A 17,613-nucleotide genomic window follows, 5' to 3' on the forward strand; every position below is an offset into this window, starting at 1 on the left:
TTATCCCTTTTTAATTTTAAAAAATGTATACAGTAAATACATAATCGCTTGAATTGCGCTAATAAAAATATTGAAAACTAACACCCCATTTAAACTAGAAATATCAAAAAACAATATTCCTGTTATAATAGCAATAAGACTCACTGAGATATATAAATATGGATTTAACACCCAACCTCTACTCGAACTTAAAGAAAAAATCAATGCCGTAAATAAACCAATACAGCTACCAACAACACTCAGAATAAGTTCATTGGTCAAATCTGAATAATTATTACCCAACAACCATAAAACCTCTTCAGAGAAAACTAAAAATACCCCTATTACTAAAACACATACCAGTAAAAGTAAACCAAGTGCTAGAATAAATTGTTTTAATAATAAGCTAGAATCATCTTTTAAACGAGCAAACCTTGGTATCAACAGTGTTGAAAACAAACTACTAAATACCGATAGTAACATAGCCAAACGACCTATAGCACCTAATTCTGCTATAGAAGATGTTGTTCCAAAAACAGCAATTAACCAAATTGTTAGTTGTCCAGACAGCGAATAAAAAATAGCACCAGGTAATACTCGTTTAACTACTTTTAAAATTTCTTTTCTTATTTCAGAATCTGGTGATTTCGGAATTAAAACAAAATTCTGTGAAATTTTTTTTAACTCAAAATTACCATATAAACGCGTTAAACCACTAGCTAGAATAGCCAAAAATGCCCACGGGAAAATAAATAATGTAAGTGTGGAAAGAATTAAACGGTAACTCGCTACAGATACTTCATTTTTTTGAAGCGGAAATATAGATTGATGCAATTTTGGTACAATCTCTAATAAAGAATCAGATAAAAAAGCATAGAAAGCGGGTATTATTGATAATGTTATTAAAATAGCGCTAAACCAACTAGCCCCATTATCTAACAACAAATACAATAAAATTGGTATGGATATAATAAGGCTACCAATAGCAAATTTACGTCTGAGATCTAAACCTGTTACTAATACAGCACCTAGTTTTTCTGGATTTTTCCAAACTTTTCCTCCTTCAGCCATAACACCTGTATATATACCACCATCAGCTAAAACTGTCATTGTTCCCAACATAGTGTTTGCTAAAGTGTAGAGTGCATATTCTTGCATTGACAATAAACGAATAACTAAAATACCACAAAGAAAACCAAGTATCTGCACTATGACTTGCATCAAACCTGTAAGAGAAATAGTTTTTACCCAATACACTATTCTATCATAATGTTGTAGAGATTTAAGGCTATTCATAAACTTTTTTATCAAATTCAAAAAAGTATTTGTTTTAATATTAAAATCAAAAATTGACTTTACATTGGCTTTAAATTAAAATATCTTTATTTACTATATTAATTTACTTTTTACCATAACCATAACTATATTCTCCAATCTTCGTCATCTTTACATCATTCAAAACAATCATTAAATCCTTCAAATAAGTATTAGTCTGTATCGCTTCATTAATTAAATTTAATTCAGATTTTTTAGTAAAATTATATCGCACAACAAATAATGTAGAATCAACTAAACTAGCCAACGAGTGTGCATCTGCTACCTTACCAATTGGAGGCGTATCTATTATAATATGGTCAAACTCAATCTTAAGTTTTTCAATTAATTGAGCTAACCTTTCATTCAAAACTAATTCTCCTGGATTAGGAGGAATTGCTCCAGAACCAATAAAGAAAAGGTTATTTTGTTTATCATATGGTACTGTTATATCATTTATTTCAAGATTATGGTCAACAATAAAATCTGAAACACCCAAATTATTAGTTAATTTCATATCCTTCATAAGTTTTGGTGCCCTTAAATCTAAACCAATAACCACAACTTTTTTACCAGTTACAGCTAAACTAGCTGCTAGGTTTATAGATATAAAAGTTTTTCCCTCACCTTGTTTTCCAGAAGTAACCATAATAACTTGACTCGAGTTGCCTTTTGATAAGAATTTTAAATTATGTCTCATTAACCTAAACAATTCAGCTATAGGTGTTACACTATCTTCTTTAACTACTACAACCTCTTGTGTTATATTGCTTGCTAATTTACCTAATATAGACCTGTTTGTCACCTCCTCTATATCCTCTTTACCTCTTACTTTGTTATTTAGCTTGTCTTTAACAAACACCCAAGTAAAAGGGACGAATAGGCCAAACAGAAGTGCTCCCATATACACAGGCATTTTACCACCATTTACAGGGTATCCAGTAGCCTTAGCCGTTTCAATAATTCGAGTATCAGAAAAAGGGACACTAATAGATAAGGCTTCTTCTTCTCTCTTTTGTAGAAGATAAAGATATAAATTCTGTTTTATGCTTTGATCTCTGTTTATTTCTAAAAGTGCTCTTTGGGAAGAAGGTACAGATGATATTTTTGACCTATACTCCGCAGATTTATTAATAAGAACTCTTTGTGATTTTATTAATTGCGCTTTAATACTCCTTAAGCTTTGCATAATAAAATCTCTAGTTTCAGATAACTTTCTATCCATTTCTGGCAACCTCGGATTTCCAGTACCTGTGGCATTAATTAGACTTTTTCTTATTTGTAATTCATTGTTATAAGAAAGAATAGAACTGCTTAAAACTGGGCTTTCGATATTAACAGCACTGATTGGAGCAAAAGTTTGACTTGAAGAATTCAAATTAGTTTCTAAAGCATTTAAAGCATTAATTTCTGTTCGTATGCCAGCTAAATCAACATCAACTTGGTCTGCTAAGCCAACATAACGCGATGCATCAGACTCAGGATTAATAACATTATTTCGTTGTTTAAAATTTTGAACATCTTCCTCAACTATATTGAGGTCATTTGTTAATAACTCTAAACGCTCATCTATGAGCTTTAATGTAGATTTTGCTAAGAAATTTTTATTATCAGCCGAATTTTGCGCATAAACTTGAATAATCTTATTAATTACGTCAACCGCTCTTTCTGGTATAGGATCTGTTAAAGAAATCCCTAAAAGTCCTCCTCCACCATCGAAAACATTATAGACTCTTAATCTACTAGTAAAACTTGATGCTAAGCCATCGATATTTCTAAAAACAACTTTAACAGGCTTTTGAGTGGCAAAATTAATATTAGTTGAAGGTAGTTCTAAATGAAATTTCGCAAAATCTGTCTCTATTATTTCTCCAAAATTATGGGTACTTTTTTTTACAATTTCATCGTCTACTACTTTTTCTATGCGGTAAGTAAATTCATCTTGAATTACAACATTTCCCAAAACCCCATATCTTAAGTTAGCGATACTATCATCTAAAACAACTTTGATTGGACACGATTTTTCGTATATTTCTACTTCATTGAATCGCCCCTCTACATAGTATCCTTTGTAAAAACCAAGACTAGTAATGGTTTGTTTCATTAAGTCATAAGACTGTAAAACACCTATCTCATCTTGAATATTTTTGGAATTCTTAATTAAACCCATTTCAGCGAATGATGCTCCATCAACCCCTCCACCTTCTTCTTTATCATTAAGCAAAATTTTACAACTCGCATAATACTCAGGCGTTACATTATATCTGATATGCAAAAAAGCCAAAAACAAACAAATTGCTGCTCCTGTTAAAAATAAATACCAATACTTTAAATAACCAAGTATTATTTTAAAAATATCTTTTTCCATTTTTTAAAATTGTTTTAGACATAATACTTGATTAATACATACTAGATTTGGGGTTGTTTTCATGATAATTATTATGTAATTAATACATTCAAAATTCTTTTTCAATAATATAATTATTATCAAAGGAACATCTTTTTTTTTAAAATACAAAGGAATTAAGTAGGCTATAAAAGGTAATAAGAATGATTTAGATATTTGTTAATTATGGTAATAATTAATTATAAATCAATAATTTTAGTGAGAATATTAAATAAGATTATAATTTATTAACTTAAAAAACTAATTATACAACATCTCTTAATTTGTTTTTAACTAAAACATCCATTTCATCTAATAATGAAGAAACATTGGTTTTTCCAATTCTCTTAACGCCAGAGTTGTTTCTTATAAACCAGTTATCTATTCCAATTTCTTTTCTAGAAATTAATTTAGAGAGCATAACTAAATCATAAGAATCTTCCATGATCCACTTTTTAATAGTTTTTATCTCTTCATTGCCGACTAGTGCAGGTTTTCCTTCTAAAAACAAATAGCGTTTAACACCTGGAACTCCAAAAACAATACCTCTATATTTTTCTGGTAAATTAACAAAAACGTATGATTTGAATAATGGCGATTCTATTAACTTTTGTTGATCACTCCAGTACTTAACTTCTTCAATCATAGGACAGAAAACATCAACATTCATCTTTGCTAAAATATCAGCAACTCTTTTTTCTTGACTCCTTTTTACAGATAATACAAACCAACTCATAGTATTAAATTTTTAAGTTATATTTATTTTAATAAGCTTTTTCTTCGCCACTTACAGCGTTGAAAATTGTTAAAAGAATAATTTTAAAATCCAGTAGAAAAGACCACTTTTCTACATATAATATATCTAATCTAATTCTGTTTAATATATCAGAGGGTTTTATAATTTCACCTCTATATCCTTTTATTTGCGCTAAGCCTGTTATTCCCGGCTTAACAAAATGACGTACCAAATATTTATCTACAGATATTTCGTAATCTGAAGTATGTTGTTCCATGTGAGGTCTTGGTCCAACTACACTCATATCTCCCATAAAAACATTAAAGAATTGCGGAAGCTCATCTATACTTGTTTTTCTTAAAATTTTACCAATTCTAGTAACCCTTCTATCTCCTTTAGTAGCCATTTTTGTATTTGCTTCACTATTATCAGCCATTGATCTAAACTTGATACATTTAAACGTTTGCCGTTTAAGACCATGTCTGTTTTGCTTAAAAAACAAAGGTCCTGGCGACTCCAATTTAATTAACACATATAACAATGGGACTAGCCATGACAATAATAAAACTATTACAATAGAAGAAAAAACAACATCAAATACACGCTTGGCCATTCTTCCAAAATCTGCATCCAAAGGAACAGTTCTTACATCAAGAACTGGGATTTTATCGTACTTCTGCACAGTCATAGCTGCAGTGTAAATGTCTTTATTGTCAGGTATAATTTTCAATTTTATCAAATTATTATCAGCAAAATTTATAAGATTTTGTAAATCTGACTTTGACAGTTTTGCAGCTGTACAGTAAACCTCATCAACACTATTGTCAATTATATATTTATAACAATCAAAAATACCTCCTAAATAAGTTGGACTTTCTGATGGTTTTTCATCAAAAAACCCACAATATCTATAACCGAAATAAGGATTATCAAATACTTTCCTTATTTTCTTCAAGTTCTTATCTCTACCAATAACTACAACATTTACATAATTCCCTCCACTTAATCTGTAGTTTCTTATAAACATGTAAAAAATCCATCTGTAAACTGTAAGCAGGGAACAAATTATCAGATATATAACTAAGTGATATTTTATATTTTCAGGCAGATTACCACTAATCCCAAACCAAGAAAAATATGCTAAACCGTAAATGATGTACAGATAAAACATCTTTTTTATGTTAGTCATAAATTTCTCCTTACGTGCAGTAGGGTAAAAATCTAGACTGTAAGTTATTACTAACCAAGAAATGTTGTAAAACAGTATGCTGTAAGTATTGTAATAAGTCTCAGGAGTCATAATAAATAGAATTCCATTTATTATGGCTAAATGAATAAGTACCGAAAAAGGTATTATTAAGTGAGAGTAACTCCTAGTTTTCATATTAGCAACTTATTAAATTCAAATTCCTTTTTGGAAAGCGAATTATTTACACAAGGTTTAAATAACCTTAATAACTAAATATTTTTTTGCGTATATCCCAAAACGCTATTATCATTATTAATTGTCTTGTTGCTATTAATCAATTAAATTTGAGAGTGTATAGAGTCTATACATTTCTTTTACAAAAAAACGTAGAATTTATAAACTAAAAACATATATTCTGTACATAGCTATTATTTTCGTTAAAATACGTCTTAAACAAAGTATTATTTTTTTTTGAACATTACATCGATATTTTTTGCCTGAATAACTATAAAATCTGAGCTTTGGGATAACAAACAACAACACTTAAGAACTACTTTGAAAATCTTTTTGTTAACTAATAAATTATTAACTTAAAAAAATAATATACTTTAATCAGGTAAATTTGTTGCTCTTTGAATAATAATCCTTATTTTTGTTTAAAATTTTAAAGAAAAAGATGAACAATATTCAGGTAAACTTTAGTATTAAAGATTTAGAAAATCTTACTGGTATAAAAGCACATACCATTAGAATATGGGAGAAACGATACAATTTACTTAGTCCCAACAGGTCTGAAACCAACATACGTAATTACAGTTTAACAAGCTTTCAAAAGCTTCTAAACATATCTTATTTAAATAATAATGGCCTTAAAATATCTAAAATTGCAAGTCTCAAGGAAGAAGAAATTCCTATTAAAGTAAGAGAAATAGCTTCTAGAGCAAAAGTAGAAGACCATGCCATAAATGCATTAAAAATGTCGATGATTAATTTCGACCAAGTGCTTTTTTATAACACCTATAACAACTTAATAGAAAATAAAACATTTAGCGAAATATTCTATGATGTCTTTCTTCCCTTATTAAATGAGATTGGTTTGTTATGGCAAACAAACACTATAACGCCTGCGCATGAACATTTTTTATCTGTTCACATAAAACAAAAAATTCTTTTAAATATTGAAAGATTACAAAGTTTAGAACCAAAACCAGTCACCAGAACTTTTATACTTTTCTTGCCTGATGCAGAAATACATGATATTGGTTTGCTATTTATTAATTACCAATTAAGAAGCAAAGGATATCATTCCATTTTCTTAGGTGAAAGTGTACCTATGGATAGCTTAAGCGATTTATTAGACTTTTTTGATGAGATAACATTTATTAGTTATTTTACAGTTTACCCTGAGCTTGAAAATATTCCATCATATATAGATGATTTTAATGATTTACTTTTACAAAAAGAGAATACTAAATTCATGCTACTAGGGCCTAAACTTGCTGACTTTGATTCTTCAAACTTACAAGATGGCATCACTATTTATAATTCAATTGAAAATTTAGTTAAAGATTTATAAATACGTTTTATTATTGTTTAACTTTTACATATATTTGTTAAACAAATGAAAAAAACTATATCTATTATCGGTTCCGGATTCTCATCGTTAGCTGCTTCTTGTTATCTAGCAAAAGCAGGTTACAATGTTACTATATTCGAAAAAAACAAAACTATTGGTGGTCGTGCAAGACAACTTACAAAAGACGGCTTCACCTTTGACATTGGCCCAACTTGGTACTGGATGCCTGATGTTTTTGAACGTTTTTTCTCTGATTTCGACAAAAAACCTTCTGACTACTATTCACTGGAAAAACTTAGTCCGGCTTATAGTGTATATTTTGGTAAAGACGATTACATTACCATTGAAGATACCTTAAACAAAATATTACTAGCATTTGAAAAAGAAGAAACTGGAAGTGCAAAAAAACTTGAGAAGTTTATAGAAAATGCTAAAAGCAATTATGATATTGCAATTAAAGATTTGGTTTATAATCCTGGTGTTTCACCATTAGAGCTTGTTACACCAGCTACAATAAAAAAGTTAAATCAGTTTTTTAGCAACATAAAAAGAGATGTTAGGAAGCAATTCAAAAATGATAGACTTGTTAAAATTTTAGAATTTCCTGTTTTGTTTTTAGGCGCCAAACCAAGCGACACACCTTCATTTTATAGTTTCATGAATTATGCAGATTTTGGATTAGGTACATTTCATCCAAAAAATGGCATGTATCAAGTAATCCTAGCTATGGAAAATCTAGCAAAGGAATTAGGAGTAACTATAAAAACAGATTCTCCGATTGAAAAAATTATTGTTGAAAACGGCATTTCTAAAGGCATTGTTGTTAACGGTAATATTTACAATTCTGACATTGTAGTTAGCGGTGCCGATTATCATCATACAGAAACACTTATAGAAGAAAAATACAGACAATATTCTGAAAAATTTTGGAGCAAGAAAACATTTGCCCCATCCTCATTATTATTTTATGTTGGTTTTGACAAAAAACTTATTAATGTAGATCATCATACTTTATTTTTTGATGTAGATTTTGACGTTCATGCTGAGGCAATATATGACAACCCGAAATGGCCTAAAAACCCTTTGTTTTATGCAAGTTTCCCAAGTAAAACAGACAAAAATTCAGCGCCAGAAGGAAAAGAGGCTGGCATCTTTCTAATTCCTTTAGCACCGGGTATTGAAGATACAACTGAACTAAGAGAACTCTATTTTGAAAAAATAATGACACGTTTTGAAAATTTAACATCACAAAGTGTAAAAAAACATGTTATATTTAAGGAGTCTTTTTGTTTAAATGATTTTATAAAAGATTACAATTCGTATAAAGGAAACGCATACGGTATGGCTAATACCTTATTGCAAACGGCTTTTTTGAGGCCAAAACTAAAAAGTAAGAAAGTAGATAATTTATTTTTTACAGGTCAGCTTACTGTTCCAGGTCCCGGTGTTCCACCTTCATTAATATCTGGTAAACTAGTAGCTGATTTAGTAGTTAAACACAATAGTTAAATGAAAGCACTTTTCGATACCGTTTCATACAAATGTAGCAAAGTAGTAACTAAATCATATAGTACTTCTTTTTCTCTTGCTACAAAAATGTTGTATAAATCAATTAGATATGATATTTATAATATTTACGGCTTTGTTCGTTTTGCTGATGAGATTGTAGATTCTTTTCATAATTACGATAAAGAAATGTTATTTAATAAATTTTCTGATGATTTGGAAAGCGCTCTTAAGGATAAAATAAGTTTAAATCCAATTTTAAATTCATTTCAGCATACATTTCATCAATACAATATAGACAAAAGCCTAGTTGATGCTTTCATGAAAAGTATGCGATTAGATTTACACAAAAAAGATTATTTAACTGAAGAAGAATATAAAGAATATATTTATGGCTCTGCAGATGTAGTTGGACTTATGTGTCTGAAAGTATTTGTAAATGGAGATGATTTAAAGTATAATGAATTAAAAGACACAGCAATGTCACTTGGTTCTGCTTTTCAAAAGGTAAATTTCTTGAGAGATTTAAAAGCAGATTTTGAAGGATTAGATAGAACTTATTTCCCAAACACAGATTTGAATAATCTAGATGAACAATCAAAACAAGATATAATTGATGATATTGAAAGAGATTTTGAAAAAGGATTATCAGGTATCAAAAAATTACCAATTGAAGCTAAATTTGGTGTATTTATGGCTTACAGATACTACAGTCAACTATTAAAAAAATTAAAGAAAACACCTGCACTAAATATAAAAAATACTAGAGTAAGAGTTTCTAATCCGAAAAAAATTGAACTTCTTGCACGTAGTTATGTAAAATATCAACTAAATTTAATGTAATTTTATACCATGCAAATAGTATATTGGATATTAGTTTTTTTGGGCGCTTATTGTGCAATGGAATTTATGGCTTGGTTTACTCATAAGTACATCATGCACGGTTTTTTATGGAGTTTACACAAAGACCACCATAATAAAGATCATGACAATTGGTTTGAAAGAAATGATGCCTTTTTTATATTTTACGCAATTGTTAGTATAACTTTTGTTTTACTTTGGAAATATGAAGGTTTTTGGGCTGGTTTACCTATCGGTTTAGGTATTCTTGCTTATGGAATATCTTATTTTTTTGTACACGATATATTTATACATCAACGTTTTAAACTCTTCCGAAATGCTAACAATTGGTACGCAAAAGGAGTTAGACGAGCACATAAAATTCATCATAAACATTTAGGAAAAAAGGACAGTGAATGTTTTGGAATGTTGTTCGTGCCTTTTAAATACTTCAAAAAATAGTTCCAAAAATAAATAATGACCGATAATTACCATTATGATTATATAATTATTGGAAATGGTTTAGCTGGTTTACAACTTGCGCTAAGATTAAATTCTGATTCTTTTTTTAAACACAAGCGTATTGCGCTTATAGATCCGTCTGAGAAAAAAACTAACGATAAAACATGGAGCTTTTGGGAAACCAAACCTTCTCAATGGCAATCTATTATAAATAAAAGCTGGTATAAAGCATCTATTTATACAACCAGAAAAAATATCGATTTAAAACTTAAACCTTATAGCTATCAATCTATACGCTCTATAGATTTTTATAATTATGCTAAATCTAAATTAAGCCAAAACAATAATATTCATTTCATTTTAGAACATGTTTTATCTGTTAAAGAAACTAATAAAACAACTGTTAAAACTGATAAAAAAAGCTACACAGCCAATCATGTTTTTGACAGTAGAATTGCACAAGACTATTACAAATCAATAAAGGATTACACAAACATTGTTCAGCATTTTAAAGGTTGGGTTATTAAAACCAAAAATGATATTTTCGATGAGAATAGTATGACTATGATGGATTATCGATTAAAAGATGGAAACCAAACCACTTTTACATATGTATTACCATTTTCTAAAAATGAAGCATTAATTGAATTCACTTACTTTACTGAAAATGTTGTTAATGAATCTATTTATGATAATTATATAAAAAAATATATTTCTGATTTTTTAAAAATTAAGTCATACGAAGTTATTGAAACCGAAATGGGGCAAATTCCAATGACAAACTATCCGTTTGAGAAATTTAACAGTAACAACGTTACCAAAATTGGAACTGGTGGCGGATGGGTAAAAGGATCTACTGGTTACTCGTTTAAAAACACTGAGAAGAAAGTAAATATTATTATTAATAATTTAAAATTAAACCAAGTCCCATCTAAAAATCTATTTAAAAAAAGATATAAATTTTATGATTCTATTTTTTTAAAAGTTTTAAAGGATGAAAACAATAAAGGTGAGTGGATTTTTCAACAATTTTACAGCAAAAATTCAATTCAAACCATGTTTCGTTTTTTAGATGAGGAATCTTCTATTTATGAAGAATTACAGATTATGTGGTCGTTATTCTCATGGAGTTTTGTAAAAGCATTCTTTAAAACTCTACAAAAGTAGTTTGTTTATAATCTCTCTAATTGATTCACTGTTCCAATTAACTGCGCCTGTTTCGTCCATAACTATATGTCCGTTTTTATCTATCAAAAATGTTCTTGGTATACTAACAACATCAAAAATTTCAGGTAAGTCTGTTATAGGATTATATACGTTAAAAGAATACGCTTTCTTTTTTAAAAAGGCATTTATTTCTAAAAATTCTTCATCCGAAATTAGTACAAATTCAATCTTGTCTTTATAATCATTATGTAATGATTGAATACTAGGCATTTCCGCAATACACGGTGGGCACCAAGTTGCCCAAAAATTTACTAAAACAACTTTTCCTTTAGTTTCTTTAAAATTGAAAACCTCATCATTTTTATTTTTCAGGCTCCAATTATAGTCACTTTCAGTTAAAACAATTTGTTCCGATTTATCTATTGCTGAAGGTACAAACATTGCTAAACCTTTATGTATTAATACTTGCAAATACTGGCGCGATTGAGGTATAAGAAATAATACAATTACTATTAAATAAATTATATTAGATTTCTTAATTTTTGTTTTAAACATATGACATAGATAAAATAATTAAGGCCTTAGTAGAAATAATGCTTTCCATCTAAAAGGTTGGAAAAAAACAGTTAATTTCTTGTTATGGTTATTGAATTTATTAATTAAAACTTAATATTATATGAAAAACAACTAACAATACACTAGGCGCTTTTTTCATGAATTCTTATTTCTTTTCTAGTAAATTTAATAATATTTTCCTCCTTTAACTCATTCAGTAAAATATTGAGGGTTGGTCTTGAAGTACCAATTAAAGACGCTATATCTTTTTGGGTGTAAGGGTGGTGAATAACTTTATCTCCTGTTTTTTCGCAATCATATCCATATTCAGAACATAATTCATCTAAAAACTCAATTAGCCTTGTTTTTGCATCTTTAAATAGCAGTAATTGCAAGCGTCTTTCAAGTTTTCTTAATCTAAAACCGATAACTTTGTATATTTTCAAACTAAACGTTTGATTGTTTCTCATTAAATCATGCATTGTATTTACTCCTACAGGGCAAATACTTGTCATATTATCAATAGATTGCGCAAATTCTTCTCTTTTAGACTCTCCTAAAATAGCAGTCTCACCAAATATTTCACCACGAGTTAAAATGGCTTTTATAATCTCCTCACCTTCTTCACTATAATATCCAATTTTTACTTTTCCTTTTTCTATTAGATAAACTTTGTTTGCAGAATCTTCTTCAAAATAAATGTAATCTTTCTTTTTGTAGGAATCAAATTCATGATCCGTTTTGTAGGCTTTGAATTTATGTGGACATAATACCTTGAAAAGATTGACATCATCAAAAAACCAAAGTGATTTCATAAATTATAAGAATTTTTAACATCTATAATGTCGAAAAGAATAAGTAATACTTACATTTTAAGCATAAAAAAACCTCCAGTTTTGGAGGTTTTTTTAAAATTAATACTTTTTATTCTTCTTCATCTAGAGTTTCGGCGGAATCATTTTCAGAATCTAAATAGTCAAGCATGTTATGTTGTTGTAGCAAATTGTACCATTGTACAACCTTTTTTATATCGCTAGCATATACCCTATCTTCATCATAATCAGGTAAAACGTCAAAGAAATACTCTTCTAGTTTATGTTTACTATCTTTAGGTTTTACTGATGTTTTTTCGCCATTTTCCTTCTCCTTTATTTTTTTAAAAACATCTTTTAAAGGAACTTCCTCTGTTAAAGTATAGATAGCAATCTCACTTAACACACTAACATTTTGCTGTATACTAACTGATAATCTTTTTTTATCTATTAAAGATTCTGCAACAAAACCAGCGCGGGTCTGCGCTATTAATTTATACAAACCTGGTTTTCCTGATATTGATAATACTTTATCTAAACTCATAAATTATTTTATTAAAAAAGCGCAAATATATTTGTTTAATAATGTTTTGCAAATGTTATCGTCTCTTTTTTTGATTGGGAAAACGCATTCTATAATCTACGTTTATTTTTCCTTTTGAAATATTATTAAGTCTCCCTTTAATTAATCGTTTTTTTAGTGATGATAATTTATCTGTGAATAAAACCCCCTCAATATGATCATATTCATGCTGAATAACCCTCGCTATTAATCCATCGAAAGTTTCTGTGTGCGATTTAAAATTTTCATCTAAATATTCAATGGTTATTTTTGGTTGCCTAAAGACATCTTCTCTAACATCTGGAATACTTAAACACCCCTCGTTAAAGGCCCATTGGTCACCTTCTTCTTTTGTTATTTTAGCATTAATAAAAACACGTTTAAAATCTTTTAGTTCTTTTTGTTCTTCTTCTGAAAGATCTTCATCTTCCGAAAATGGTGAAGTGTCTACTAAAAACAAACGAATTGGTAACCCTATTTGAGGCGCAGCTAAACCTACACCGTATGCATTGTACATGGTTTCGAACATGTTATCCAAAAGATCATCAAAATTTGGATAGTCCTTTGTAATATCAGTCGCTTTCTTTTTTAAAACAGGGTCGCCATAAGCAACTATTGGTAAAATCATTATTAAACTTTGTGTTATTGTTTGCAAAAATACAATACTTAGTTATTTACTGGAAGTATTATTTATCAAAATAATATTTGAAAATCTGCCTATTTCGCATAAAGGTAACTTTGCAAAATTAGTGTAGCGCTAATCTCGTCAACAAGTGCTTTATTTTTTCTTTGATTTTTTTTTAATCCACTATCAATCATGGTTTGAAACGCCATTTTTGAAGTAAATCTCTCATCTACTCTTTTTATAGGTATTTCAGGAAATAGTTTTTCTAGCTTTGAAATAAATGGTAAAATAAGGGCTTCACTTTCTGAAGCAGTATTATTCATTTGTTTTGGTTCGCCAACCAAAAACAACTCTACCTTCTCTTTAGTAGCGTAGTCCTTTAAAAACTCTAAAATATCTTTCGTGTTTACAGTTGTAAGTCCAGAGGCGATAATTTGCAATTCATCAGTTATAGCAATTCCTGTTCTTTTTAAACCATAATCTATTGCTAATATACGGGCCATTTATAATTTTTAAACAAAAATAGTATATTAAACAAGAAAGACTATCTTCTCAGACAGTCTTTCTACAATAATTAACGTTATTAATATTTGAAATCTTAGCTTTTTAAGCTTTAGTCGCTTTATTTATTTTTGGAAATAATATTTTAATATTATCTACTTTTTTATCTCTTAATCTATTGAAATAAATTCTAATATCGCTATTAGTGCGTGCAATAGATTCTCTAAACTGTGAAGCATCAATTAAAACATCTTCTTTCTTATTTACTTCGTTTAATGTGTTACTAGTAACGGCAACAACATCATCGTTAGTTTTGGAAACAGAAATCACATTATTTGACTCAACTTCAATAGTTGAAACTGTACTTTGCGCATTACATATTGAGAAAGTAAATAATAAAGTTAATAATATGTAAAAATTTGTTTTCATTGGGTTCATATCGTTTGATGGGACAAATATATATCCAGATGAATGCTGAAGCGCAAAAAATTAGTTGAAACCACTAGATTTTCGATTATTAGAAAACGGTAGCTTTTTCATCGACAAACAGTTGAAACGCTGTTTATTTTCGACTAAAAGCACAAAAATTACATTTAAACGATATATTAATTAACTTCAAAGGAAATATCTCTCCATAAACTCAATAAAAACCATAAAAATAATTTGAATTCGACACCTGTTTTTAGATTATATTATCTCTATTTATTTCCCAATTTTAATAGATACCTATTATATTTGTCCAAAATTTAAATACTAATGACAGAATTACAGAATACCATAGAACAAGCTTGGGATAATAGAGATCTTTTAAAAGAAAAACATACTACTGATTCTATTAGAAAAGTTATAGATTTATTAGATAAAGGCGAATTAAGAGTCGCAGAACCTATTCAAAATGGTTGGCAGGTTAACGAGTGGATAAAAAAAGCTGTTGTTTTATACTTTCCTATTCAAAAAATGGAAACTATTGAATGTGGCCCACTAGAGTTTCATGATAAAATTCCTTTAAAGAAAAATTATGCTGAAAGAGGTATTCGGGTTGTTCCACATGCTGTAGCCAGACATGGTGCTTATATTTCTAGCGGTACTATTTTAATGCCAAGTTATGTTAACATTGGTGCTTATGTTGATGAAGGTACTATGGTTGATACCTGGGCAACAGTTGGAAGTTGTGCTCAAATAGGTAAAAATGTACATTTATCTGGTGGCGTAGGTATAGGCGGCGTATTAGAACCTTTACAAGCAGCGCCAGTAATTATTGAAGATAATGTATTTGTTGGCTCAAGATGTATTGTTGTTGAAGGTGTTCATGTTGAGACTGAGGCAGTTCTTGGAGCAAACGTTGTATTGACAATGAGCACTAAAATTATTGATATTACAGGAAGTGAGCCAGTTGAAATGAAAGGAAGAGTTCCTGCACGATCTGTAGTAATTCCTGGTAGTTACACAAAAAAGTTTCCTGCTGGTGAATACCAAGTACCATGTGCTTTAATTATTGGAAAAAGAAAAGAAAGCACTGATAAGAAAACATCTTTAAATAATGCACTTCGTGAAAATGATGTAGCTGTTTAAATAGCTATTTCTATGTATAATTAAAAAAGCAAGCACCATTATAATAAATATTATAATGGTGCTTTAGTTTAAAATATTAAAGTTATTTTTAGATTCGATTATTTTCTGATTCAATAAGTTTATGAAACTTTCTGAAATACCAATTTCACTATATAATAGCGTAAAGTTACACTTAACTCCTGTAAAAAAATTAAAAACAAGTAACAAACAACGCCTTCCTGTTATTGTCTCTTTAACATCTATTCCTTCTAGAATTAAAACGTTGCACATTACGATTAGAAGTTTATTGTCTCAAGATATTTTACCTGAAAAAATTATTTTATGGCTTAACGATAGTTACAAAAATAATATCCCAAATCAGTTAAAAAAGCTTTTAGATGACACTTTTGAAATACGATTTTCTCCGTACACATTTTCTCATAGAAAATTAATACACACTATAGAAAACTTCCCAAATAGTATTATTATTACTTGTGATGATGATTTAATTTATCATCCAACATCTTTAAAGTTATTGTACAAAGAACATTTAAAAAATCCAAATGTCGTTATTGGAAATAGATGTAGAAGAATTACGTATGATAGTAACAATAATGCTTTACCGTATCTGCAATGGCCATTTGCTACAAAAACTTACAAAGACGAAAAACTATTAATGCCTGTGGGTGCTTTTTTAGTTTTATATCCACCAAGAGTATTTGATGAAAGGTTTAATAATATAGAACTCATCAATAAACTTGCCCCAAAAGCTGATGATTTGTGGTTTAAAGCTATGAGTTTGTTAAATAATACTTTAAGTATACAAGTAACTAAAAAACCATATTTTCCAATACCAATAATTGCTACACAAAAATATTCTTTAAAAAAAATAAATACTGTAAGGGACTATAATCGAATTCAATGGGAACAGATTACGAATTACTTCAATTTAAAATTTTAGCTTTCTTTTACAATTCCAAAATCAGTCCAAGTCCTCTTTTCTTTTTTTGTTGTAGACCTGATTGCTAAATTCTTATTTATCGATTCTTGATTTTTATATCCTCGTGGATGATCTAAATGTAAACAAATAGCACTATATCGTATTTGTTTTGATTTAATTCCTAAATTAAATAACCTTTCTCCTAATTCTCGGTCTTGTCCTCCATATTGCATACGCTCGTCAAAACCATTTATTTTTAAAATATCTGCTTTCCAACCAGATGCATTATGGCCATTCCAACTTGCATTTGTTGGTGTTAAAGCATTTAATATTTTACTTTTTAAACCTGTTGAAGTTAATTTATTGTTTTTAAATGATTGTTTTAAACCGTTCGCCTTTAACCATTTTAAATTAAAACACTTTTGAGATAATATGTCTTCTTTTTCAATAACTTCTGATATAGACATTGGTAACATAAAATAACCGCCAGAAAGGAAATAATCTTTTTCTCTATAATCCATATGTACTTTAACATAATCTTCTCTCGCCAAACAATCTCCATCACTCATCAAAATGTAATCGGCATTACAAGCTAAAATTGCTTTATTTAAAATTTGAGATTTTTGAAATCCGTTATCCTCGTGCCAAACATGAATTATTTTATAATGCACATCTGGTTTTATTATATTAATTAAATCAAATGTTGGTTGTTTAGAACCATCATCTGCAATAATAATTTCAAAATTTTTATAAACCTGAGCCTCATAACTCCACAACACCTTCTCTAACCAAGCTTCTGAGTTGTAAGTACTAATTATTATAGAGATTTCAGGTTTTTTCATAAATTAAAATTTCTTCTATATCATGTTGAATGTAACAAAAATAGCTATTTTTACATCATTAATTATATCC

18 protein-coding genes are annotated in these 17,613 nt (G+C 28.9%); 7 read left to right on the forward strand and 11 right to left on the reverse strand.

The genetic code is table 11. The features are described from left to right. The 4 genes from ABD939_RS14755 to ABD939_RS14770 form a co-directional block, all read right to left on the reverse strand. On the reverse strand, window positions 1-1,275 hold the full coding sequence (locus ABD939_RS14755; protein WP_345170211.1) for an MATE family efflux transporter: 1,275 nt from the start codon (window positions 1,273-1,275) through the stop codon (window positions 1-3). A gap of 103 nt (window positions 1,276-1,378) precedes the next feature. Then, window positions 1,379-3,661: a GumC family protein gene (locus tag ABD939_RS14760; RefSeq protein ID WP_345170213.1), complete on the reverse strand. Its 2,283-nt coding sequence runs from the start codon at window positions 3,659-3,661 to the stop codon at window positions 1,379-1,381. Between the two features lie 283 nt (window positions 3,662-3,944). Beyond that, on the reverse strand, window positions 3,945-4,415 hold the full coding sequence (locus ABD939_RS14765) for a transcription termination/antitermination NusG family protein (protein ID WP_345170214.1): 471 nt from the start codon (window positions 4,413-4,415) through the stop codon (window positions 3,945-3,947). A gap of 28 nt (window positions 4,416-4,443) precedes the next feature. Then, on the reverse strand, window positions 4,444-5,799 hold the full coding sequence (locus ABD939_RS14770) for an exopolysaccharide biosynthesis polyprenyl glycosylphosphotransferase (protein ID WP_345170216.1): 1,356 nt from the start codon (window positions 5,797-5,799) through the stop codon (window positions 4,444-4,446). Between the two features lie 481 nt (window positions 5,800-6,280). Here ABD939_RS14770 and ABD939_RS14775 point away from each other — a divergent pair, with 481 nt between their 5' ends. The 5 genes from ABD939_RS14775 to ABD939_RS14795 are packed head-to-tail and all read left to right on the forward strand — an operon-like array spanning window position 6,281 to window position 11,155. Further along, window positions 6,281-7,180 (forward strand): MerR family transcriptional regulator, encoded by a 900-nt coding sequence (locus tag ABD939_RS14775; RefSeq protein ID WP_345170218.1) that lies wholly within the window; start codon window positions 6,281-6,283, stop codon window positions 7,178-7,180. A 45-nt stretch (window positions 7,181-7,225) separates the two neighbouring features. Beyond that, a complete protein-coding gene (locus tag ABD939_RS14780) occupies window positions 7,226-8,689 on the forward strand; it encodes a phytoene desaturase family protein (protein ID WP_345170220.1) in 1,464 nt (487 codons plus the stop codon). Next, window positions 8,690-9,529 (forward strand): phytoene/squalene synthase family protein, encoded by an 840-nt coding sequence (locus ABD939_RS14785; protein ID WP_345170222.1) that lies wholly within the window; start codon window positions 8,690-8,692, stop codon window positions 9,527-9,529. A gap of 9 nt (window positions 9,530-9,538) precedes the next feature. Beyond that, on the forward strand, window positions 9,539-9,988 hold the full coding sequence (locus tag ABD939_RS14790) for a sterol desaturase family protein (RefSeq protein WP_345170223.1): 450 nt from the start codon (window positions 9,539-9,541) through the stop codon (window positions 9,986-9,988). 15 nt (window positions 9,989-10,003) lie between these two features. Then, window positions 10,004-11,155, forward strand: a complete 1,152-nt coding sequence (locus ABD939_RS14795) for a lycopene cyclase family protein (protein WP_345170225.1) — start codon at window positions 10,004-10,006, stop codon at window positions 11,153-11,155. Here ABD939_RS14795 and ABD939_RS14800 read toward each other — a convergent pair. The 6 genes from ABD939_RS14800 to ABD939_RS14825 form a co-directional block, all read right to left on the reverse strand. Continuing rightward, entirely contained in the window at window positions 11,144-11,710 is a 567-nt protein-coding gene (locus ABD939_RS14800; protein ID WP_345170227.1) for a TlpA family protein disulfide reductase, read from the reverse strand. The genes ABD939_RS14795 and ABD939_RS14800 overlap by 12 nt on opposite strands. Window positions 11,711-11,853: 143 nt before the next feature. Continuing rightward, the gene (locus ABD939_RS14805) at window positions 11,854-12,525 is read right to left on the reverse strand and encodes a Crp/Fnr family transcriptional regulator (RefSeq protein ID WP_345170229.1); all 672 of its coding nucleotides are present in this window, start codon (window positions 12,523-12,525) and stop codon (window positions 11,854-11,856) included. A gap of 109 nt (window positions 12,526-12,634) precedes the next feature. Continuing rightward, entirely contained in the window at window positions 12,635-13,066 is a 432-nt protein-coding gene (locus tag ABD939_RS14810; protein WP_345170230.1) for a DUF5606 family protein, read from the reverse strand. A 55-nt stretch (window positions 13,067-13,121) separates the two neighbouring features. Next, window positions 13,122-13,712: a peptide deformylase gene (gene def, locus ABD939_RS14815; protein ID WP_345170232.1), complete on the reverse strand. Its 591-nt coding sequence runs from the start codon at window positions 13,710-13,712 to the stop codon at window positions 13,122-13,124. Between the two features lie 89 nt (window positions 13,713-13,801). After that, window positions 13,802-14,212 (reverse strand): Holliday junction resolvase RuvX, encoded by a 411-nt coding sequence (gene ruvX, locus ABD939_RS14820; RefSeq protein WP_345170233.1) that lies wholly within the window; start codon window positions 14,210-14,212, stop codon window positions 13,802-13,804. A gap of 103 nt (window positions 14,213-14,315) precedes the next feature. Continuing rightward, complete coding sequence (locus ABD939_RS14825) at window positions 14,316-14,639, reverse strand: hypothetical protein (protein ID WP_345170234.1); 324 nt, start codon at window positions 14,637-14,639, stop codon at window positions 14,316-14,318. Window positions 14,640-14,966: 327 nt separating this feature from the next. On the opposite strand from ABD939_RS14825, the gene ABD939_RS14830 reads away from it, so the two are divergent. Together ABD939_RS14830 and ABD939_RS14835 are read left to right on the forward strand one after the other, a co-directional pair. After that, entirely contained in the window at window positions 14,967-15,782 is an 816-nt protein-coding gene (locus ABD939_RS14830; RefSeq protein ID WP_345170235.1) for a 2,3,4,5-tetrahydropyridine-2,6-dicarboxylate N-succinyltransferase, read from the forward strand. 121 nt (window positions 15,783-15,903) lie between these two features. Next, window positions 15,904-16,722, forward strand: a complete 819-nt coding sequence (locus ABD939_RS14835; RefSeq protein ID WP_345170236.1) for a glycosyltransferase — start codon at window positions 15,904-15,906, stop codon at window positions 16,720-16,722. Here the strand turns inward: ABD939_RS14835 and ABD939_RS14840 are convergent. Next, window positions 16,719-17,543 carry a glycosyltransferase family 2 protein gene (locus ABD939_RS14840; protein ID WP_345170237.1) on the reverse strand — a complete coding sequence of 275 codons (825 nt, stop codon included), beginning with the start codon at window positions 17,541-17,543 and terminating at the stop codon, window positions 16,719-16,721. The genes ABD939_RS14835 and ABD939_RS14840 overlap by 4 nt on opposite strands. Between the last annotated feature and the right edge of the window lie 70 nt (window positions 17,544-17,613).

The sequence above is a fragment of the Algibacter aquimarinus genome (assembly GCF_039543265.1).
In the GTDB taxonomy this organism is placed as follows: domain Bacteria; phylum Bacteroidota; class Bacteroidia; order Flavobacteriales; family Flavobacteriaceae; genus Algibacter_B; species Algibacter_B aquimarinus.

Excerpts from the sequence above, each read along its gene's own strand:
- ABD939_RS14780 (WP_345170220.1), top strand. The coding sequence starts at position 7,226 with ATGAAAAAAACTATATCTATTATCGGTTCCGGATTCTCATCGTTAGCT.
- def (WP_345170232.1), bottom strand. The coding sequence starts at position 13,712 with ATGATTTTACCAATAGTTGCTTATGGCGACCCTGTTTTAAAAAAGAAA.
- ABD939_RS14835 (WP_345170236.1), top strand. The coding sequence starts at position 15,904 with ATGAAACTTTCTGAAATACCAATTTCACTATATAATAGCGTAAAGTTA.
- ABD939_RS14760 (WP_345170213.1), bottom strand. The coding sequence starts at position 3,661 with ATGGAAAAAGATATTTTTAAAATAATACTTGGTTATTTAAAGTATTGG.
- ABD939_RS14800 (WP_345170227.1), bottom strand. The coding sequence starts at position 11,710 with ATGTTTAAAACAAAAATTAAGAAATCTAATATAATTTATTTAATAGTA.
- ABD939_RS14775 (WP_345170218.1), top strand. The coding sequence starts at position 6,281 with ATGAACAATATTCAGGTAAACTTTAGTATTAAAGATTTAGAAAATCTT.
- ABD939_RS14810 (WP_345170230.1), bottom strand. The coding sequence starts at position 13,066 with ATGAGTTTAGATAAAGTATTATCAATATCAGGAAAACCAGGTTTGTAT.
- ruvX (WP_345170233.1), bottom strand. The coding sequence starts at position 14,212 with ATGGCCCGTATATTAGCAATAGATTATGGTTTAAAAAGAACAGGAATT.
- ABD939_RS14790 (WP_345170223.1), top strand. The coding sequence starts at position 9,539 with ATGCAAATAGTATATTGGATATTAGTTTTTTTGGGCGCTTATTGTGCA.
- ABD939_RS14770 (WP_345170216.1), bottom strand. The coding sequence starts at position 5,799 with ATGAAAACTAGGAGTTACTCTCACTTAATAATACCTTTTTCGGTACTT.
- ABD939_RS14805 (WP_345170229.1), bottom strand. The coding sequence starts at position 12,525 with ATGAAATCACTTTGGTTTTTTGATGATGTCAATCTTTTCAAGGTATTA.
- ABD939_RS14765 (WP_345170214.1), bottom strand. The coding sequence starts at position 4,415 with ATGAGTTGGTTTGTATTATCTGTAAAAAGGAGTCAAGAAAAAAGAGTT.
- ABD939_RS14795 (WP_345170225.1), top strand. The coding sequence starts at position 10,004 with ATGACCGATAATTACCATTATGATTATATAATTATTGGAAATGGTTTA.
- ABD939_RS14785 (WP_345170222.1), top strand. The coding sequence starts at position 8,690 with ATGAAAGCACTTTTCGATACCGTTTCATACAAATGTAGCAAAGTAGTA.
- ABD939_RS14755 (WP_345170211.1), bottom strand. The coding sequence starts at position 1,275 with ATGAATAGCCTTAAATCTCTACAACATTATGATAGAATAGTGTATTGG.
- ABD939_RS14825 (WP_345170234.1), bottom strand. The coding sequence starts at position 14,639 with ATGAAAACAAATTTTTACATATTATTAACTTTATTATTTACTTTCTCA.
- ABD939_RS14840 (WP_345170237.1), bottom strand. The coding sequence starts at position 17,543 with ATGAAAAAACCTGAAATCTCTATAATAATTAGTACTTACAACTCAGAA.
- ABD939_RS14830 (WP_345170235.1), top strand. The coding sequence starts at position 14,967 with ATGACAGAATTACAGAATACCATAGAACAAGCTTGGGATAATAGAGAT.